The organism is Streptomyces pratensis, assembly GCF_016804005.1.
Classification (GTDB): Bacteria; Actinomycetota; Actinomycetes; order Streptomycetales; family Streptomycetaceae; genus Streptomyces; species Streptomyces pratensis_A.
The window spans coordinates 2309399-2331744 of record NZ_CP051486.1 but is presented as its reverse complement, the minus strand read 5'-3'; the positions used below and the strand labels follow the sequence as shown (position 1 = coordinate 2331744).

Sequence of the window (22346 nt, the reverse complement as noted above, 5' to 3'; positions counted from 1 at the left end):
ATCCGCCTCTGACAATCCAGTGCGGCTGACGCCCCCGTCCCTCGCCGCACCCCCGGCTCACGTCGTGGCACGCACCCCCCTCGGAGCGGGCAGGAACCCCGTTCCCTGGAAGTAGGTCAGGTAGCGGGTCAGCGTCTCGTCGGTCAGGGGTTGCAGCTCGATCCCCAGGGACGCCACGGTCTTGGCCGTCCTGCTGGAGTCGAAGCCGCGGTGCTCCATCGCCTCGTGCCGGCTCTGCCCGTCGTCGCCGAGGAAGAGTTGTGCCGCGTTGTCGGGCTGTTCCGCGACGCGCGCCTGCCAGTGCGGCGCGGGGACGGTGCGGACCTCGTGGCCCAGGCGGGCGGCCACTTCGAAGACGCGGTCCAGGCCCGGGGCGTCCGGATTGGTGAGGTGGTAGGCCTCGGCCCCCGTTCCGCCGGATACGGAGAGCGCCACCACCGCCGCGCTGACGTAGTCCACGGGCACCCAGTCGGTCGACCCGTGCGCCAGGTCCGGCACCGCGCCCGCCTGCAGGCACCCCTTGATGAGCTGCCACAGCAGGTCACGGTCCTGGCAGGCTCCGGTCGTGGTGTCGCCGCTGATGCGGCCCGGCCGGTGGACGGTCACCGGCAGGCCGCGTTCGCGGGCCAGGACGACGAGCTGCTCGGCGACCCACTTGCTCCGCGCGTATCCGTCGGGCAGGCCGGAGGCGGGGCCCGTAGGGGTCGACTCGGTGACGGGCACGGAATCCGAACCGGACACCGGGGCGTAGACGCTCGTGGTCGAGACGTGGTGCATCCCCGGTGAGGCGGAGTCGGCAAGCAGGCGCAGCAGTTCCTCGGTGCCGGCCACGTTGGGCGCGCGCAGATCACCGTACGCGGCGGCGAAGTTGACGCGGGCGCCGTTGTGGATGACGGGCCCGAGGCCGCGCACCAGGGCGGCCCGCCGCTCGGGCGGCAGACCGAGGCCGGGGGCGGCGAGGTCCCCGGGGACAGGGCGGATCAGACCCTCGTACCGGGGGTGCCACAAGCTGTAGCGCTCCAGGTTGGCCCGTAGCCGGTGCGCACCGCGCTGCTCGTCCTCGGCCCGTACGAGACAGTCGACCGGGCCGCCGGTGGTCTCGATGAGGTCGCGCAGGAGGAACGCGCCGAGGAATCCGGAGGCGCCGGTCAGGAGAGGCCGGGCGGAAGGACGGGAGAGCCTGCGGGCAGGAGCCGGCGCCGCTCCGGCACGGCCCTCGCCGGTGATGTCATCCGCCAGGCGGACCTCGCCGGCGAGGTCCGGCGTGACGGCGTGGTCCTCGTCACCCTCCCCCGCCCCGTCCTCCAGGAGGCGTGCGATTCCCTCGACGGTGGGCGCCGCGAACAGGGCGCGCAGGGAGGGGCGACGGCCGAAGCGTTCCCCGATCCGCTGCGCCAGGGTCACCGCGAGCAGCGAGTGGCCGCCGAGGGCGAAGAAGTCGTCGGTGACACCGGCCTCGGGCACGCCGAGAACGTCCGCGAAGACGTCGCACAGGGCACGCTCGCGCTCGGTCACCGGAGCACGTCCTCCGGCAGTCACGGCCTGGTCCGGGGCGGGCAGGGCGCGTCGGTCGGTCTTGCCGTTGGGAGTGACGGGCAGGACGTCGAGCCGTACGTGGGCGGCGGGGACCATGTGGTCGGGCAGGGTGGCGGCGAGGTGCGCGCGCACCTCGCTGTCGGCCGGGCCCGCCGCTCCTTCCGACGGCACGGTGTACGCGACCAGGCGCCGGTCCCCGGGCCGGTCCTCGCGGATGACGGCACAGGCAGCGGCGACGCCGGGCAGGGACGTGAGGGCGGCCTCGATCTCACCCAACTCGATCCGGAAACCGCGGAGTTTGACCTGGTCGTCGACCCGGGAGACGTAGACGAGCTGCCCGTCGGCCGTCCAGCGCGCCAGGTCGCCGGTGCGGTACATGCGGCCCCCCGGACGGCCGGAGGGGTCGGCCACGAACCGGGACGCGGTCAGGGAGGCCCGGCCGTGGTACCCGCGGGCCAGTCCCTCGCCGGATACGTACAGTTCGCCGACGACGCCGGGCGGTGCGGGGGCCAGCCTGTCGTCCATGACGTGGACCCGGGTGCCGTTGACGGGGACCCCGATGGGCACCGTGCGGCCGGGGGCGAGCGGTCCGTCCGCGTGCTGGAAGGCGCTCATGGTCGCGCAGACGGTGGTCTCGGTCGGGCCGTAGGCGTTGACGAGGAACCGGTCGCGCGCCCAGGCGTGCACCAGGGCGGGCGGGCAGGCCTCACCGGCGAGCACCATCGTCGTTCCGGCGGGCAGCGAGCCGGGCGGCATCACCGCGAGGGCGGCGGGCGGCAGGGTGAGGTGGGTGATGCCCCGCTCACGGACGAGGGCGGCGAGGGTGGGGCCGGGGAGCAGGGCGTCGCGTTCGTCGATCTCCAGGCATGCCCCGGAGAGCAGCCCCATGCACAGCTCCCAGAACGCGGCGTCGAAGCTGACGGACGCCATGTGGAGCACTCTGCTGCCCGGGGCGACGCGCAGCCGCTCGCTCTGCGTCCTGGCCATGGCGCCCGCGCCCCGGTGGGTGACCACGACACCCTTGGGGCGGCCGGTGGAGCCCGATGTGTAGATGACGTACGCCGGGTGCCCGGGGAGAAGGGCCGGGGTGGGGCCCGTGCGGGTGTTGTCCCCGAGGTCGCCGACGTGCAGGTGGGGCACCGGGAAGTCGGGAAGCCCGCGGCGGATGGCAGGCGTGGTGAGGAGCAGGCGCGGCCGGGCGTCTTCGAGCATGTACGACAGGCGCCGGGCCGGGTAGTCCGGGTCGAGCGGCACGTACGCCGCCCCGGCCTTGAGGACGCCGAGGAGGGCGACGACGAGGTCGTGGGTGCGGGGCAGCGCGACGGCCACCCGGTCCTCGGGGCCGATGCCCCGCGCCGTGAGGTGCTGGGCCAGGGCCTCGGCGCGGGCGTCGAGTTCGCCGTAGGTGAGGGTGGTGACGGCGTCGCGGACCGCCGGGGCGTCCGGGTCGAGCCGGACCCGCTGTGCGAAGAGCGCGGGGACGGTCGACTCGGGCAGGCTCTCGACGGGCCCGGTCCCCCACGTGGCGAGACGGGTGCGCTCGGTGGCGGTGAGCACGTCGTAGGTGCTCAGCGGACGGTCGGGCTCGGCGGTCACGGCTTTGATCAGCACGACGAGCCGTTCGGCGAGGCCGCTGACCGTGTCCGCGTCGAAGAGCTCCGTCGCGTAGTCGACGGCGCCCCGCATACCGCTTGGCCTGCCGCTGTCGTCGTTCGTCTCGGTGAAGGTGAACGACAGGTCGAACTTGCTGACTCCGGCATCGATCGGCACGCCGGCGGCTTCGAGGCCGGGCAGGTCCACGGGCGCTGCGGGGGTGTGGTTCTGGAGGATGAGCATGGTCTGGAAGAGCGGGTGGTGGTTCTGCGAGCGCGCGGGGTTGAGCAGTTCCACCAGGCGCTCGAAGGGTACGTCCTGATGTGCGTACGCGGAGAGGTCGAACTGCTTCACGCGGTCGAGGAGTTCGAGGAACGTGGGGTCGCCCGTCAGGTCGGTGCGCAGCACGAGCGTGTTGACGAAGAAGCCGACGAGGTCCGAGGACGCCTCGTCGGTGCGTCCGGCGACGGCTGTGCCCAGCGGGATGTCGTCGCCCGCGCCGTGCCGGGAGAGGAGCACCGACAGGGCTGCCTGGAGAACCATGAAGACGCTGCATCCGCGGGTGCGGGCGAGGTCCGCGACCGCCCGGGCGGTCGCGGCGTCGAGGGCGAAGTCGTGGGTGGCGCCCGTGTGCCGGGGCGCGGCGGGGCGCGACCGGTCCCGGGGCAGCTCGACCAACTCCGGCAGCCCGTCCAACGCGTCTCTCCAGTAGGCCAGCTGTCGTGAGACGAGGCTCCCGGGGTCGTGCTCGTCGCCGAGCAGCCGGCGCTGCCAGACGGTGTAGTCCGCGTAGTCGACGGGCAGTTCGGCCCACGTCGGCTTCCCGCCGCCGGCGCGGGCACGGTAGGCGGCGCCCAGGTCGCGGGTGAGAGGGGCCAGGGACGAGCCGTCGGCCGCAATGTGGTGGACCACGAGGACCAGGACGTGGGCGTCGTCGGACAGGCGCAGCAGGGTCGCCCGTAGGGGGAGACGGTGCTCGATGTCGATCGGCGCGGCAGCGGCGGCCCGGATCCGGTCGGTGAGCCCTTCCTCGTCGACGGTTCGGAGGGCGAACGGGAGGCGGATGTCGTCGGGGTCGGTGACGTGCTGGCGCGGCCGGCTGTCGTTCTCGGGGAAGACGGTGCGCAGCGCGGCGTGCCGGGTTATGACGTCGCGGAGGGCCTGGCGCAGGGCCTCGGTGTCGAGCGGTCCGTCGATGCGCAGGGCGAAGGGGATGTTGTAGGTGGCGGAGGGGCCTTCGAGGCGGTGGAGGAACCACAGGCGCTGCTGCGCGTAGGACAGCGGGAGCACGGCGGGGCGTTCCTGCGGCACGAGGGCGGGGCGGGCTGGACGGCCCGCGTCACGCAGGGCCCTGGCGAGGGTGGCGGCGGTGGGGTTCTCGAAGAGGATGCGGATCTCGGTCTCCGTGCCCAGGGCGGTGCGGACGCGGCCGACGAGACGGGTGGCGAGCAGGGAGTGCCCGCCCAGCGCGAAGAAGTTGTCGTCGATGCCGACACGGGCCACACCCAGTACGTCGGCGAAGAGCCCGGCGAGTATCTCCTCGTGGGCGTTGCGCGGTGGCCCGCCCGCGGCGCCGGCCCGGGTGGCGGGCGCGGGGAGGGCGGACCGGTCGAGCTTGCCGTTGGGGGTCAGCGGCAGCGCGTCGACCGGCTGGATGGCGGCCGGCACCATGTAGGCGGGCAACCGCCGGCCGACGTGGGCGGCGAGCAGGTCCGGGTCCGGGGTCCGTCCGGGGGCCGGGACGACGTACGCGGTCAGGGTGCGGTCACCGGGCAGGTCCTCGCGGACCAGGACGCAGGCGGCGCGCACGGACGGGTCGGCGCAGAGGGCCGCTTCGATCTCGGCGGGCTCGATGCGGTGGCCGCGGAGCTTGATCTGCTGGTCGGCCCGGGCGACGTAGTGCAGGGTGCCGTCGTGGTCCCGGCGCACGAGGTCACCGGTGCGGTACATCCGCTCCCCGGTTCCGGTGAACGGGTCGGCGACGAAACGGGTGGCGGTGAGACCGGGGCGCCCCAGGTAGCCGCGCGCCACACCGGCGCCCGCGACGTACAGTTCGCCCTCCGCGCCCGGCGGCACGGGCCGCATCGCCACGTCGAGCACGTGGACGCGCATGCCGTCGAGCGGCCGGCCTATCGGGGGCACACCGCCGGGATCCTCACCCGGGCGGACGCGGTGCCGGGTGGCGAAGGTGGTGGTCTCGGTGGGCCCGTAGACGTTGAGGAAGGCGGTGCCGGGGTGCGCGGTGGCGAGGCGTTGGAGGACGCCGGGCGCAGCGGCCTCACCGCCGGACGCGACCAGGCGCAGCAGCCCGAGGGTGCCGGGGTCGGTCTCCGCCATGACGTTGAAGAGGGCCGTCGTCAGGAACGCCGCCGTCACGCCGTCCCGGGTGACGAGGTCTCGGAGCACGGCGGGCTGCAGGGCACCGCCGGGGGCCACGACGACACGGCCGCCGTTGAGGAGGGGCGCCCAGATCTCGAAGGTGGAGGCGTCGAAGACGTACGCCGAATGCAGGAGGACCGCGTCGGCCGCTCCTTCGCCCCACGTCCGGTCGGACGCGAGGGCGGTGATGTCGGCGTGGGTGACGCCGACGCCCTTGGGCAGGCCCGTCGAGCCGGAGGTGAACATCACGTAGGCGAGCCGGGCGCCGCCCGTGACGGTGGGGAGGGGGCCCGGGACGGCCGGTCCGCCGTGCAGGACCCCGCCTGCGGCGTCCACGGTCACCACGTGGGTGTCGGGCCCGAGCCCGCACACCCACGGGTGGGTGCGGGTGGTCCCGTCGACGATCAGGACGCGCAGGGCCGTCACCTCGGCCACGCGGGTGAGCCGTTCGGCGGGCCAGCGCGGGTCGAGCGGCACATAGGCGGCGCCGGCGCGCAGGGCCGCCAGGGAGACGGTGACCAGGGCCGTGGAGCGGCCCATGAGGATACCGACGCCGTCCTCCTCGTCGACGCCGAGCCCGGTCAGGGCTTCCGCCAACGACTGCGAAAAGGCGTCGAGTTGCCGGTAGGTCAGCTGTCTTCCGGACTCGGACACGGCGACCGCCTCCGGGTGCAGGGCGGCACGCCGGGCGACAGCGGCCGGGATGCCCGTGTCAGGGGTGTCCGGTCTGAGTGCGGCGCCGCGTCCCTGGGAGAGCAGCCTCTCGCGCTCCCCCTCCAGGAGGACGGGGACGGCGTCGGCCCGTAGACCGAGCCCTTCCGCCATCGCGGTCAGCAGTCCTCGCATGCGCGCGACCGTGCGGGCCACCTCGTCCCCGCCGAGGACGGCGGCCCGGTAGCCGAAGGTGATCCGCAGCGCGTCGCCCGGAGCGATGGTGAGGGTGAGCGGGTAGTGCGCCGCGTCCGAGCCGCTGAACCCGGTCACGGCGAGACCGGGCAGTCCCTGCCGGGCGGTGCGCAGGGCTTCGGCGTCCATGGGGTAGTTCTCGAAAACGGCCAGCGTGTCGAAGAGTTCGTCCAGGCCCGTGACACCTCGGATCTCGGTCAGACCCACGTACTGGTGACCGAGGAGACGGGCCTGCTCCGCCTGGAGCCGGGTCAGGAGCTCGGCCAGGGTCTCACCGGGTGCGGGGCGGAGCCGTACCGGCACGGTGTTGATGAAGAGGCCGACCATCGACTCGATGCCGGGGATCTCCGGCGGGCGCCCGGAGACGGTGGTGCCGAACACGACGTCGGAGCGCCCGGTGAGGTGCGCGAGCAGCAGGCCCCAGGCACCCTGGACCAGGGTGTTGAGGGTGAGGCGGTGGGCCCGGGCCGTCTCGCGCAGCCGGTGCGTCGTGGCCGCGTCGAGGTCGAGGGCGAGGGTCTCGGGCAGGTCCCCGGCGCCTGGCGCACCCGCCCCGCCGCGCCCGGCGAGCAGGGTCGGAGCCTCGATACCGTCGAGGGCGGTACGCCAGGACTCCAGTGCGGCGGCGCGGTCCTGCTGCGCCAGCCAGGCGAGGTAGGTGCGGTAGGGGACGACGCGCGGCAGCGTGCTGTCGTCGCCCCGGTGCGCGTACAGCTCGAAGAGCTCCCGCACCAGCAGGGGCATCGACCAGCCGTCGAGCAGGATGTGATGGCTCGTCATGACCAGCCGGTGCCGCTGCGGGGCGGTGCGGACGAGGGTGAACCGCATCAGCGGCGGGGTGGCGAGGTCGAAGCGGCGTGTGCGGTCGGCGGCGAGGAACCCGTCGAGGCGCTCCTGTGCAGTGCCCGTGCCGGCCGCCCCGGTCAGGTCCAGTTCCTCCAGCGGCACCGGCACCTCTGCGGCGACGGCCTGTACGGGCTCGTCGAGGTCCTCGTGGAGGAAGCCGACCCGCAGGTTGGCGTGCCGCCGCAGCAGACCGCCGACAGCGGCGTGCAGGGCGGGGACGTCGACGGGGCCTTCGAGGCCGAAGACGAACTGCGCGGTGTAGACGTCCACGGCCTGGGAGTCGTACAGCGCGTGGAAGAGCATGCCTGCCTGCAACGGCGTAAGCGGCAGTACGTCTTCCAGTCGGAACCCGGTCACTTGCGTCCACCCCACTTGTTCTGCAGTCGGTCGATCTGGGCCTGGTCGAGCGCGACCAGTGGGAGGTCGGACGGCGTCCAGCCGCCCGCCTCGGGTCGTTCGGCGTGTTCCGCGACGGCGCGCAGGGCACGGGTGAAGGCGTCGGACAGGGACTCCATGTCCTCCTCCTTGAGGAGGTCGCTGGGCCAGGTCCAGCGGGTCACCAGGCGCGGACCGTCCGGCAGGTCCTCGGCGTGCGCGTTGATGTCGAGGACGTGGTGCACGGGCATGTCGGGGTCCTGGCTGCGGGGACCGCCGCCGTCGAGGAGTACGTCCCAGTCGGCGCCGTCCGTCCCGTCCGACGGCCGGGGCGGAGCGGAGTACCGGCCGAGGTAGTTGAAGCCGATCTGGGGGTGAGGTGCGGTGGCCAGCAGCGGGCGGGTCGTGGGGTTGAGGTGGCGCAGCATTCCGTAGCCGACACCGTGGTCGGGGATGGTCCGCAGCTGCTCCTTGACCCGTTTGAGGGCACGTTCGACCAGAGTGGCGTCGAAGCGTCCGGGGTCGCGGGCGTCGACGGCTCCGGGGTCGATCCGGACCGGATAGAGGCTGGTGAACCAGCCGACCGTACGGGAGAGGTCGAGGTGTTCGGCTATCTGCTCCCGGCCGTGGCCTTCGAGGTCCAGGAGGACGGCGGTGCTGCCCGGCCGGGGCCCGCCGGTGGCCGCGGCCCGTTCCGCGCGCCACGAGCAGACGGCCAGGGCGAGCCCCGTGAGCAGGACGTCGTCCACCCCGGCGTGGAAGGCGGCCGGCACCGTGGTGAGCAGGGGCTTCGTCCATGCCGCGGGCAGGTGGGTGACCAGGGTGCGCGTCCGGTCGGCGGTGTCCAGGTCGGGGTCGAGCGGCCGGTATCCGAGCTGTGCGTCGGGGGTCCTCGACGTCGCCTGCCACAGCGGGAGTTCGGCCTCACGTCGGGCTTCACGCGCCTGGGAGAACAGGAGTTGTGCCCAGTGCCGGTAGGACGTGGTGGCCGGGGGCAGTGCCACCGGCCGTCCGTCGGCGGTCGCGGCCCCGGTGACGGACTGCCAGGCGGTGGCCAGATCGGTGGCGAGGATGCGCCAGGAGACCGCGTCGACGGCGAGGTGGTGCACGACGAGCAGCAACTGCCCCCGCCTGTGCGGCCCGGCGTCGCACCAGACGGCCTCGACCACCTCCCCGTGGGAGGGCCGCAGCCGCCTGCGCGCCGGTTCGCCCGCCTCGGTGACGGCGGCACGGACGGCGTCGGCGTCGAGACCCGCGACGTCGACCCGGGTGAAGCGGTGAGCGGCCGGCACGGAGCCGGGCGGCAGGGCTTCGAGGACGGGTTCGCCGTCGGCGGTCCTCGTGGTCCGCAGCCGGAGCATGTCGTGGTGGTCGATGAGGAGTTGGAGGGTGGCTACGAGTGATTCCTCGTCGGCGCCCACGGGCGTGCGCAGCACGCCGGACTGGTTGTAGCCGTCCGTGGTGCCGAGCCGCTCCAGGAACCATGCGGCGATGGGCGTCGGGGGCATCTCACCGGTGCCCTGCCCGTCCGGCGCGGCGGTGTCCTGGCCGATCGCGGTGGCCACGGCCGCGATGGCCTCCGGGGTCCGGTGGACGAAGACATCGCGCGGGGTGACTCCGAGACCGGCGGCGCGGACCCGGCTGACGAGCTGGATGGAGAGGATGCTGTCACCGCCGAGCGCGAAGAAGTCGTCGTCGGTACGGACGGCGGGAGCACCCAGGACGGCTGCGAACACCTCGCACAGGACGCGTTCCTGTGCGGTGCGCGGTACTCCGCCCGTCCGGGTGGCGGCGGGGCGCGCCGGGGCGGGCAGTGCGCGCCGGTCGGTCTTGCCGTTGGGCAGCAGCGGCAGGGCGTCGAGGGGTACGAGGACGGCGGGCACCATGTACGGCGGCAGGACCGACATCAGCCGGCTGCGCAGCTCGCTCTCCGGCAGGACCGCGGAGGCGCGCGTGCCGGCGACGGTGTAGGCGACCAGACGCCGCTCGCCCGGCCGGTCCTCGCGGACGAGGGCGCAGGCGGCGGCGATGCCGTCGAGTGCGGTGAGAGCGGCCTCGACCTCGCCGAGTTCGATGCGGAAGCCGTGCAGCTTGACCTGGTCGTCCGCGCGGGAGACATAGCTGAGCAGACCGTCGGCGTCCCGTCGGACGAGGTCGCCGGTGCGGTACATGCGGCTTCCGGCAGGGCCGTACGGGTCGGCGACGAACCGCGCGGCGGTCAGGCCGGGGCGGCCCAGGTAGCCGCGCGCGAGGCCCTCGCCGGCGACGTGGAGCTCCCCGGTGACGCCCGGCGGCACCGGCTGGAGACCGGCGTCCAGGACGTAGGCGCGGGTGTTGTCGAGCGGGCGGCCGAGCGGCACGTTCCCCTCCCCCGCCGGGGCGTCCTCACTCCCGCCCGGGTGGTGGTGGGCGGTGGCGTCGATGGTCGTCTCGGTGGGCCCGTAGAGGTTGTGCACCTCGACCCGCCACGCCTGTCCGACCCGCTCCGCCAGGTGCCGGGGCAGGGGTTCACCGCCGCAGAGGACGGCCCGCAGGGTCGCGGGCACCTCGTCGGGAGTGGTCTCGGTGAGGACGAGCGAGAGGTGTGCGGGCACGAACTGGGCGAGGGTCGTGCCCGCGCCGCGCATGAGGGCCAGCAGCCGCGCCGGGTCGTGGTTGGCGGCGGCCGGGACGGGGCAGGTGGCACCTCCGTGCAGGAGCGGGAGCCATGTCTCCCAGACGGAGGCGTCGAAGCTCGGCGAGGTACGGGCGAGGACCCGGTCGTCGTCGGTGAGGCGGAGGTGGTCCGCCATCCACGCCATGTGGTTGGTCAGGGAGGCGTGCGTGACGACGACGCCCTTGGGCCGGCCGGTGGAGCCCGAGGTGTAGATGACGTACGCGGCGTCGCGCGGGTCCGGGGCGGCGGAGGGCGGCACCGTGCCCCCGGTGGACCAGGCGGCCCGGTCGTCGAGGGCGAGGCAGGGCACGGACGGGCCGTACCGCGTGGCGCGTTCGGTGCCGTGGGTGATGAGCAGCGACGGATGCGCGTCGTCGAGCATGTGGGCGATGCGCGCCTCCGGGTACTCCAGGTCGACCGGTAGGTACGCCGCACCGGCCTTGGCCACCGCCAGCATCGCGACGACCTGGTCGGCGGTGCCCTCCAGGGCGAGGGCGACGAGGTCTCCGCGACCGATGCCCCGGCCTAGCAGGTGGTGCGCCAGATCGTCCGACAGGGCGTCAAGTTCGCCGAAGGTGAGGCGGTGTGCGCCCACCAGGACGGCGGTCGCCGCAGGGGTACGTGCGCACTGGGCGCGGAACGCTTCGGGCGCCGTGCACGCGGCCACGGTCCGGACCGGGCCGTGCGCGGCGCGTTCGAGACTCCGCCGCTCGGACGCGTCCAGGACGTCGGCGGCGTGGACGCGGCGGCCCGGGTCGGCGGCCAGCGAGGCGAGCAGACGTGCCAGCCGTCCGGCCAGGGTGTGCGCGGTGTCGTGGGCGAAGAGTTCGGTGGAGAACTCGAGGACGCCGTCCAGGCCGGTGGGCAGGCCTTCGCCGTCACGTGTCTCGGTGAAGGTGAAGGTCAGGTCGAACTTGCTGATGCCGGTGTGCACGGGCTGGGCCGTCACCGTGAGACCGGGCAGGTCGACCACCGCGTCCGCCTGGTTCTGCAGGACCAGCATGGTCTGGAACAGCGGGTGGTGGTCCTGGGCCCGCACCGGGCTGAGGGAGTCCACCAGCCGCTCGAACGGCACGTCCTGGTGGGCGTAGGCCGCCAGGTCGAACTCCCGGACGCGGTCGAGCACGTCGCCGAAGGTGGGATCGCCGCTGAGGTCGGTGCGCAGGACGAGGGTGTTGACGAAGAAGCCCACCAGGTCGTCGAGGGCCTCGTCGGTCCGTCCGGCGACGGCGGTGCCGAGCGGGATGTCCTCGCCGGCGCCGTGCCGGGAGAGGAGCACCGACAGGGCTGCCTGGAGAACCATGAAGAGGCTGCACCCCCGGGCGCGGGCGAGATCGGCCAGGGCCCGGTGGGTGTCCGCGCCGACGGTGAAGGCGAACGCGTCGCCGCGGTGCGCCGTGACGGCGGGGCGGGGGTGGTCGTAGGGCAGGTCGAGCAGGTAGGGGGCGCCCGCGAGCGCGGTGCGCCAGAACTCCAGCTGGCGGGCGGCCTGGCCGTCCGGGTCGTCCTCGTCGCCGAGCAGTGCGCGCTGCCACAGGGTGTAGTCGGCGTACTGGACCGCGAGTTCCGTCCATGGGGGCTCCACGCCCTCGGTACGTGCCCGGTAGGCCTCGCCCAGGTCGCGGGCGAGCGGGGCCAGGGACCAGCCGTCGCCCGCGATGTGGTGGACGACCAGTACGAGGACGTGGTCCTCGTCGCCGAGTCTCAGCAGCCTGGCCCGTACGGGGAGTTCGGTGCTCACGTCGAAGGCGTGCGACACCTCGGCGCGCAGGACCTCGTCGAGGTCGCCGGGACCGGTTTCGCGGGGCGTCAGGTCGAGGTCGGCGCCGTCGGCGCCGAGGACGGCCTGACGCGCCACACCGCCTGTGTCGGGAAAGACGGTGCGCAGGCTCTCGTGGCGTTCGACGACGTCCGAGAGGGCGCTCTCCATGGCCTCCGCGTCCAGCGGGCCGCCCAGCCGGAGTACGAGCGGCACGTTGTACGTGGCGCTGGGCCCCTCCAGACGGCCGAGGAACCACAGCCGCTGCTGCGCGAAGGACAGCGGCAGCGGATCGGGGCGGCTCGGGGCTCGCTCCAGGGGCTTCCTCGCCTCGTCGGCGCCGTCCAGCACCGCGGCGAGCGCGGCGGGCGTGGGGTGCTCGAAGAGGGCCTTGACCTGGACCTCCACTCCGAGCGCGGTGCGGACGCGCGCGACGAGACGGGTGGCGAGCAGGGAATGGCCGCCCAGGGAGAAGAAGTTGTCGTCGGCTGCCGCCCCGGCCAGGCCGAGCACATCGGCGAACAGCCCGCACAGGATCTCCTCGCGGACGGTGCGGGCGGCGCGCCCTCGTACCGGAGCCCGGTGCTCGGGGGCGGGCAGCGCGCGCCGGTCCACCTTGCCGTTGACGGTCAGCGGCAGCGCGTCGAGCAGGACGAACGCGGAGGGCACCATGTAGGCGGGCAGGGACCGGCCGACCGTCCGCGCGAGGTCGTCGGGTTCGGGGCGCGCGCCGCCCGCCGGCACCACGTACGCGACCAGCCGCCGGTCGCCGGGGGTGTCCTCGCGCACGACGGCGAAGGAGTCGGCCACACCCGCGGCGCAGGCGAGCACGCCCTCGATCTCGCCGAGTTCGATGCGGTGGCCTCGCAGCTTGACCTGCCCGTCGGCGCGGTTGACGTAGGCGATCTGGCCGTCGTGGGTCCATCGGACGAGGTCACCGGTGCGGTACATGCGGCTGCCCGCCGGGCCGAACGGGTCCGCCACGAAGCGTGCGGCGGTCAGGCCGGGGAGACCGGTGTATCCGCGTGCCACGCCGCGTCCGGCGAGGTACAGCTCGCCCACGACTCCCGGCGGGACCGGGCCCAGGGAGCCGTCGAGGACGTGGAGGCGCATCCCGTCCAGGGCGCGCCCGATGGGCGGCGGGCCGGACGTCAGGCCCGCCGCCACCTCGTAGCGGGTGGCGAAGGTGGTGGTCTCGGTGGGCCCGTACACGTGGAGGACACGGATGCCCGGTGTGGCGCCGGCGACCCGCTGCATCGCGTCCGGAGAGGCGAGCTCCCCGCCGGCGCAGACGAGCCGGAGTCCGGCGAACGCGCCCGGGCCCGTCTCGGCGATCACGTTGAACAGGGCCGTCGTCAGGAAGACGGCGGTGACGCCGTGCTCCTGCACGGCGTCACCGAGGACACCGGCCTCCAGGACGCCGTCCCGTGCGACGACGACCCTGCCGCCGCGCAGGAGCGGGGCCCAGATCTCGAAGGTGGAGGCGTCGAAGACGTACGCGGAGTGCATCAGGACCGCGTCGGCGGCTCCGCCGTCCCAGGCGGAGTCGGCCGTGAGCGCGACGACGTCGGCGTGCGTGACCCCGACGCCCTTGGGCAGGCCGGTCGAGCCGGAGGTGAACATGACGTAGGCGAGCGCCTCCGGGCCGGGCGGGGCCGCCGGACGGCTTGGACGCCCGGGCGCACCCCGCAGGATCCGGCCGGACCGGTCCACGACCACGACCGGCGTCCTGGCGGCCCTGGCGGCCACCCAGGGCGAGGCGCAGGTGCTCTCGTCGACCACGAGGACCCGGACGGCCGCCACCCCGGCGACCTGTTCCAGCCGTTCCTCGGGCCAGCGCGCGTCCAGCGGGACGTAGGCGCCGGCTGCCCGGACCGTGCCGAGCGATACCGACACCACGGCAGGCGACCGGGCCAGCAGCACGCCCACCCCTGACTCGGGGCCTACGCCGAGGCCCGCCAGGGCTCGGGCGAGACCGGCGGAGATCCCGTCGAGCTCGGCGTACGTGAGAGTGCCGTCGTCGCCGGTCACGGCCACGGCGTCCGGGGTGCGGTGTGCCTGGGCTGCGAAGAGGGCGGGCAGGGTGGCTTCCGCGGTGCCCGTCGGCAGGTCGCGTCCGGTGCCCCAGTGTGTGACACGGACACGCTCGTCCGGCGTCATCAGGTCGTAGTCCGCCAGGGGCAGGCCCGGGTCGGCGGCCGCCTGTTCCAGGAGGCGGACCAGGCGGACCGCGAGCGTTTCGACGGTGGTCCGGTCGAAGAGCGCCGTGGCGTACTCGATGCCGGCGGTGAGGCGTCCCTCGCCCTGCTCCTCGGTGAAGGCGAAGGTGAGGTCGAACTTGCTCAGACCGTTGTGGACGAGCCGGTCCTCGACGGTGAGACCCGGCAGGTCGGGGCGCGCGGTCTCCTGGTTCTGGAGGACCAGCATGGTCTGGAACAGCGGGTGGTGGTTGTGCGCCCGGACGGGGTTGATGCTTTCGACCAGCCGCTCGAAGGGCACGTCCTGGTTCATGTAGGCCGCCAGGTCGAACTCCCGCACCCGCACCAGCAGTTCCTGGAACGTCGGAAGGCCGGACAGGTCGGTGCGCAGGACGAGCGTGTTGACGAAGAACCCGACCAGGTCCTCCAGCGCCTCGTCGGTGCGGCCGGCGACGGGCGAGCCGAACGGGATGTCCTCGCCGGCTCCGTGGCGGTGCAGCACGGTGGCCACCGCCGCCTGGAGCACCATGAACAGACTGCTGCCCGACTCACGCGCCAGACGGAGCAGTTGTGCGTACACGGGGTCCGGCACGTCGAAGGTGTGGACGGCTCCCCTCGGATCGGTGGTGACCGGGCGCGGCCGGTCGAGCGGCAGGTCGGTCGGTCCGGACAGCCCCGCGAGGGCGGTGTGCCAGTGGTCGAGCTGCTGCCTCAGCACGCTCCCCGGGGCGACGCCGTCCCCCAGAGCGGTGTGCTGCCAGAGCGTGTAGTCGGCGTACTGGACCGGGGTGCCGGCCGTGAGCCCGGGCTCCCTGCCCTCGACACGCGCCCGGTAGGCGTCGCCGAGATGGCGGGCGAGCGGGGCGAGGGACCAGCCGTCGCCCGCGATGTGGTGCAGGACGAGCACCAGGACGTGGTGTCCGGGGGCGGAGCGCAGCAGCCGGGCGCGCAGCGGTACGTCCGCCACGACGTCGAAGGGCTCGCGCACGGCGGCCAGGACGGCCCCTTCCAGCTCGGCGGGGGACAGGACCGTGACAGCCAGACGGGGAGCGGCGTCGGCGACGGGGAGGATCAACTGGTGCGGAACTCCATCCCGTTCCGGGAACAGGGTGCGCAGTGCCTCATGCCGCTCCACGACGTCGCACACGGCGGCGCGCAGGGCGTCGGTGTCCAGGGAGCCGTGCAGTTCGAGAACGAGCGGGATGTTGTAGGCGGAGCTGGGGCCTTCGAGCCGGTTGAGGAACCACAGGCGCTGCTGCGCGTGGGACAGCGGCAGCGGGTCGGGGCGCCGCTCCGCCGGCACCACCGGGGGGCGCGCCCGGCCCGTCGTGTCGAGGACGCGCGCGAGGCCCCCGGCGGTCGGGTTCTCGAAGAGGGTGCGCACGTCGATCTCGGCACCCAGGACTGCGCGGACACGGCTGATGACGCGCATGGCGAGGAGGGAGTGCCCGCCGAGGTCGAAGAAGCTGTCGTGCGGTCCCACGCGGGGCCGCTGCAGGACGTCGGCGAAGATCCCGGCGAGCAGGTCCTCCTGGAGGGTGCGCGGCCCCGGTCCGGCAGGAGCGCCGGTGTCCGGCTCGGGCTCGGGCAGGGCACGTCTGTCCACCTTGCCGTTGGGCAGGAGGGGCAGGTCGTCCATGACGACTACGGCGCCCGGGACCATGTAGTGGGGAAGGGTCTCGGCCAGGGCGTCGCGCAGGGCGGCGGGGCGCAGGGCCGGGTCGCGGGTGACGGCGTAGGCGACGAGCCGGCGCCGGCCGGGTGCGTCCTCGCGGATCACGGCGCAGGCGGCCGCGACGCCGGGCCTCGCCAGCACCGCGGCCTCGACCTCGCCCAGCTCGATGCGGAAGCCCCGGAGCTTGACCTGGTCGTCGGCGCGGGCCACGTGGTCGAGCAGGCCGTGCCCGTTCCACCGTACGAGGTCGCCCGTCCGGTACATACGGGCACCGGTGGCGTCGAAGGGGTCAGCCACGAACCGTGCCGCTGTGAGCGCCTGCCGGCCCAGATAGCCGCGGGCGAGGTTGGGGCCCGAGAGGTACAGCTCCCCGGTGACGCCGGGCGGTACGGGCCGCAGCCGGCCGTCGAGGACGTAGGTGCGCATCGTGTCGACGGGCAGGCCGATCGGCACGGTCTCGGACGGTGCGCCGCGGTCCGCCCCGGCACCGGCCCCCGGCCCGTCGACGCGGTGCGCGGTGGCGTCGATGGTGGCCTCGGTCGGCCCGTAGAGGTTGTGTGCCTCCGCCCGCCACAGCTCGGCGACGTCGTGGGCGAGGGTCCGCGGCAGTGGTTCACCGCCGCACAGGACGGCGCGCAGGGCGGGCAGGGGCTCGGCGTGCGCCGCCTCGCTGAGGACGTGGGTCAGGTGCGAGGGCACGAACTGGGCGACCGTGACGCCGAATCGGCTCATCCAGGAGACGAGGGCGAGGGGTTCCCGGTTGGCGCCGTCAGGCAGCACACAGACCTCGGCGCCGTTCGTCAGCGGGAGCCACAGCTCCCACACGGAGGCGTCGAAGCTGGTGGAGGTGCGGGCGAGGACCCGGTCCTCCGGGGTGACGGTCAGGTACCGCGCCATCCAGTCCGTGTGATTGGCGAGTGCTTCGTGCGTCACGACCACCCCCTTGGGGCGGCCGGTGGATCCGGAGGTGTAGATGACGTACGCGGGGTCAGCGGGGTGGGACGTGACGGTGCCGGGCGCGGCGGGCCCCTCGGGCGGGGACGCCGGACCGTCGAGGGCGAGCCACGGTACGTCGCAGGCGGGCAGGTCCGCGTGGGCGGCCGTGGTCGTCAGCAGCAGGACGGGCCGGGCGTCGTCGAGCATGTGCCGGATGCGGGCGGGCGGATACTGCGGATCGACGGGCAGGTAGGCGGCTCCGGCCCGCAGGACGGCCAGCATGGCGACGACGGTGTCCACCGACGGTGGCGCGGCGAGGGCCACCCGGTCCTCAGGGCCCGCGCCCCGCTCGCGCAGGACGTGGGCGAGGGCGTCGGCGCGGGCGTCGAGATCGGCGTAGGTGAGGCTCGTGTGCGCGTCACGCACCGCGACCGCGTGAGGTGTGCGGGCTGCCCACTCCCGGACCGCCTCGGGCACGGTGCGGGCGGGCGGCGGGCGCTCCGCGCCGCGGCCCTGGCCGAGGAGGCGGTCCCGCTCCTCCGGGGCGAGCGGGTCGAGATCGCCGACGGAGCGGTCGGGTTCGGTCACTGCGAGGGTGAGGACGCGGGCGAAGCGGGCGCACAGTGCGCGGGCTGTGCCCTCGTCGAAGAGGTCGGTGGCGTATTCCAGGTAGCCGCCGATGCCGCCTGCGCCGGCACGGGTGTCCTCGGCGGAGCCGGTGCCTTCGCGGGCGTCGCGGGCATCGCGGGCTTCCGTGACTCCGGCGACTTCGGCGACCTCGGCAGTCCCGGTGGCTTCCGTGACCTCGATGGCTTCGGTCAGCTCGGTCAGCTCGGTGAGCGAGAACGTCAGATCGAACTTGCTGACCCCGGTGTGCCGGGACCGGTCGTGGACCGTGACGCCCGGGAGGTCGAGCCCGGCCCGGTCCTGGTTCTGGAGGACCAGCATGGTCTGGAAGAGCGGGTGGTGGTCGCCGGACCGTTCGGGGTTGAGCGCCTCCACGATCCGCTCGAACGGCATGTCGACGTGGCCGAAGGCCGCGATGTCGAATTCCTTCACCCTGCGGAGCAGTTCGCGGAAGGTCGGCTCACCCGACAGGTCCGCGCGCAGCACGACGGTGTTGACGAAGAATCCGACCAGGTCGTCGAGGGCCTCGTCGGTCCGTCCGGCCACCGCGGTGCCCAGCGGGATGTCGGTGCCGGCGCCGTGGGCGTGCAGCGTCACGGCGAGGGCCGCCTGAAGCACCATGAAGGGGGTGCAGCCCGAGGCGCGGGCGAGCCCCACGAGCGCGGCGTGCGCGGGGGCGGGCAGCTCGAAGGGGACCGCGTCTCCCTTGTGGCCGGCCACGGCCTGGCGCGGCCGGTCGAGTGGCAGGTCCAGCAGGTCGGGGGCGCCGCGCAACGCCTCCCGCCAGAAGGCGAGCTGGCGTGCGGCCAGGCTGTCCGGGTCGCCGTCGTCGCCGAGCAGCCGTCGCTGCCAGAGGGTGTAGTCGGCGTACTGCACTCCCAGCGCGGGCCAGTCGGGCTCGCTCGCGCCCGAGCTCCTGGCGCGGTAGGCGGCGCCGAGGTCTCTGCTGAGCGGGGCGAGGGACCAGCCGTCGGCGACGACGTGGTGGAGGACGAGGACGAGGACGTGGCGGGCGGCGTCCAGGCGGAGCAGGTGGGCTCGGACTCCGATGTCGCCTGCGAGGTCGAAGGGGTCCGCGGACAGTCGGCGCACCGTGCGCTCGGCCCAGGCGTCGGCGTTCTCCCCGGCCGGGGGCAGCTCGACGACGAGGGGCACGAGCACCTCGGCGGCGGACGCGTCGAGGACTTCCTGGCGGGCCACACCGTCGTGCTCGGCGAAGACGGTGCGCAGGCTCTCGTGCCGGGCGACCACGTCGGCGAGCGCGCCACGCAGGGCCTCCGCGTCCAGGGTGCCTTCGAGTTCGAGCACGAGCGGGATGGTGTAGGTGTCGCTCGGTCCCTCGGCGCGGTCGAGGAACCAGAGGCGCTGCTGCGCGAAGGACAGGGGTACCGCTTCGGGCCGTTGCTGCGGGACGAGGGCCGGCCGGGCCGTCCCCGCGGTGTCGAGAGCCGCGGCGAGGGAGACGACCGTGGGATGGTCGAAGAGGGTGCGCATGCCGAGTTCGGCGCCCAGTGCGGCCCGTACCCGGCCCATGAGGCGGGTCGCGAGCAGGGAGTGGCCGCCCAGGGAGAAGAAGTTGTCGTCGATGCCCACCGCGTCGACACCCAGCACGTCGGCGAACAGGCCGGCCAGGACCTCCTCGTAGGCCGTGCGCGGGGCGCGGCCCGTGGTGGTGACGGCCTGCGGTACGGGCAGGGCACGGCGGTCGACCTTGCCGTTGGGGTTCAGGGGCAGGGCGTCGAGGACGACGAACGCGGACGGAACCATGTACGCGGGCAGGGCGCGCCTCACGCGGCGGGCCAGGGCCGTGTCGTCCGGCGGGGCGCCGGGGGTCCGCACGACATAGGCGACGAGCCGCCGGTCGCCCGGTATGTCCTCGCGGACCGTCACGCACGCGGCGCGCACGTCCGGGTCGGCGAGCAGGGTGTTCTCGATCTCGGCGGGCTCGATGCGGAATCCGCGGAGTTTGACCTGCCCGTCCGCGCGTCCGACGTACTCGATTTCACCGCGCGCGGTCCAGCGCACGAGGTCGCCGGTCCTGTACATCCGGCCACCACGCGCCTCGTACGGGTCGGCGACGAACCGGGTGGCGGTCAGACGCGCGCGGCCCTGGTAGCCACGGGCGACGCCGTGGCCGCTCACGTAGAGCTCCCCCACGACGCCGGGCGGCACCATGGCGAGGGCACCGTCCAGCACGTAGAGGCGCATCCCGTCGAGGGCCCGGCCGATGGGCGGCACGCCCGGGGAGCCCGCGGAGACCTGGTGGCGGGTGGCGAAGGTCGTGGTCTCCGTGGGCCCGTACACGTGCAGCACCCGCGTGCCGGGCGCGGCGGCGGCCACTTCCTGCATCAGTCCCGGGGTGGCGGCCTCGCCACCCGCGGCGACGAGGCGCAGCCCGGCGAACGCCGCGGGGCCGGCCTCGGCGACCACGTTGAAGAGTGCCGTCGTCAGGAACAGCGCGGTCACTCCGTGCCGGTCCACCACGTCCTGCAGGACCGGCGCCTCCAGTACGCCTCCGGGGGCGACGACCACACGTCCGCCGTTCAGGAGCGGCACCCAGATCTCGAACGTGGAGGCGTCGAAGACATAGGCCGAGTGCAGGAGCACCGCTTCACAGGCACCGTCCCTCCAGGCGGCGTCGGCGGCCAGCGCCATGACGTCGGTGTGGGTGACGCCGACGCCCTTGGGCAGGCCGGTGGAACCGGAGGTGAACATCACGTAGGCGAGCCGGCCGGCGGGGATCACTCCCGGCAGCGGTCTCGGTCGTGGCGGAGCGCCGCGCAGGACACGGCCCGCACCGTCGACGACGATCACCGGCAGGGTGGCGGCCGTCTCCTCGACCCATGGCCGGGCGGCGGCGGCCTCGTCGACCACCAGGGCGCGGACGCGGGCGACTTCGGCGACGCGGCCGAGCCGCTCGGCCGGCCAGGCGGCGTCCATCGGCACGTACGCGGCGCCCGCGCCGACCGTACCGAGCGTGGCGCACACCACTGCCGTCGACCGGCCCACCAGGACGCCGACGCCGTCCTCGGCGCCGATCCCCCATCCCGCCAGAGCGCGGGAGAGGCCTTCCGCCGTCCGCGCCAGCTGCTGGTAGGAGAGCGTGGAGGCACCGTCCACCACTGCCGGGGCCTCGGGAGTCAGCCGGGCCTGCGCACCGAACGCCTCCGGCAGGCTCGATGCCGTCCTGTCGGCGGGCAGAGCGGTGCCACGCCCCTGGGCGAGCAGCGCCTCGGCCGCGGCACCGTCGAGGAACGGCAGGTCGCGAAGAGCCGTGCCGGCGTCCGCGCGGGCCAGGGCGGAGAGGAAGGACACGAGCGCCTGCTGGAGCAGCCGCACGTCATCGGGGTGGTACAGCTCCGGGTTGGCGTCGAAGCCGATCAACGGGCCCTTGCCCTCGGCCCGCTCGGACACGAAGAGGGAGACGTCGTCGACCGGGCCGATGGACAGGACCCGGGAGGACGCGGGGCTGCCGCCGAAGTCGAGGTCGTAGTCGTATCCCATGATGTTGACGACGACGTCGGTCAGGCGTGCCGCGCCGTCGCTCATGTTCAGCTCACGGGCGAGTTGCTCGCGGGAGAAGCGCCGGTGGCGCAGCGCGCCGCCCATCTCGGCGGCCACGGCGCGCACGAGGGCGCCGACCGTCATGTCTCCGGTGACGGACACCCGTAGCGGCAGGATGTTGGCTGTCATACCCACGATGTGCCGCAGACCGCCGTGACGGCCGTTGGAGGCGAGGCCCACGGTGACGTCCTGCGCCCCGGTGACCCGGCCGACGTAGGCGGCGACCGCGCTCACGAGGACGGCGGACCATCTGGTGCGGTGGTCGGCGGCGAGTCCGCGCAGGTCGTCGAGGACGGAGACGGGGAGGGTCTCACCGGTGTGCATCTCACCGGTGTGCGTGCGGACTTCGGCTCCGGGCCCCTCCGGTGCCGGTGCGTCGGTGCGCCGGCGGACGAGGGCGCCGCCTCCGCCGTGTGGTTGCGCGTCGTCTCCCTCTCCGTCCGCACCGGCACCTGACAGGTCGGCGAACTTGGCGGTCCAGTACGCGCGGTCGGCGTCGGAACGGTCCGAGCCGCGGTAGGCCGCCTCGTCGGCCGTGAGCTCGTGCAGGGGTGCGGCGGGCAGCTCCGCGGCGGCGATGTCCTCGCCCCGTACGGCACGCCCGTAGAGGTCGGCAACCATGCGGCCGAAGACGGCACCGCCGAGGCCGTCGACTGCGATGTGGTGGAAGCGGACGTACCAGTAGTGCAGCCGGACACCGAGGCGCAGTAACGCGAAGTGGTGCTGCGGGGCGTCGAGCCGGTCGACGGTGTACATGTCGTCGGCCATGTAGCGCTCGGCCGCGGCGGCGGGATCTCCGGCGTCGGACAGATCGAGGATCCGGAGACGGCCCGTGTCGGACGCGGGGTGGTCGGCGACGCGCTGACGCACCGTCTCTTCCTGGGCGACGAACTCGAGGTTCAGGCTGTCACACAGAGCGACGGCCCGGCCGAACGCGGCCGCGAACAATTCCTCGTCGAGGTCACCGTGGATCTCGAAGCATTCCCCGATGTTGTATTTCGGACTGTCCGGGTCGACGAGTTGCCCGTACCACACACCCTGCTGTGCCGTGGTCAGTTCGAGAAGACCTTCGGGAGTCGCATTCACGGGGAGAGAACGGTTTTTCTGCATGCCGGTCCACACCTTTGGGGAGAGATTTCGGGGACGGTGAAGAAGGGCCGGACGAATCCGGCCACGCCAGTGCACCGATCGTCGACGCCGGGGCAGACGGAAGCGGAGAGAAACGTCGCCGCACCCTCGGCGCCAGGCACGGCTGGATTGCACACCGGGCATGGCATCACGACGGGAGGACCGCAT

At 73.8% G+C, this 22346-nt stretch carries 2 protein-coding genes; both read right to left on the bottom strand.

Features of this window, described 5'->3' with window-relative positions:
• Positions 1 to 57: 57 nt before the first annotated feature.
• Positions 58 to 7617 carry a non-ribosomal peptide synthetase gene (locus tag HED23_RS10085; protein ID WP_203183063.1) on the bottom strand — a complete coding sequence of 2520 codons (7560 nt, stop codon included), beginning with the start codon at positions 7615 to 7617 and terminating at the stop codon, positions 58 to 60.
• Positions 7614 to 22160 (bottom strand): non-ribosomal peptide synthetase, encoded by a 14547-nt coding sequence (locus HED23_RS10080; RefSeq protein WP_203183062.1) that lies wholly within the window; start codon positions 22158 to 22160, stop codon positions 7614 to 7616. The genes HED23_RS10085 and HED23_RS10080 overlap by 4 nt, the downstream gene beginning before the upstream one ends.
• Positions 22161 to 22346 lie beyond the last annotated feature (186 nt).

Coding starts and splice junctions, on each gene's coding strand:
- HED23_RS10080 (WP_203183062.1), bottom strand. CDS start 22,160: ATGCAGAAAAACCGTTCTCTCCCCGTGAATGCGACTCCCGAAGGTCTT.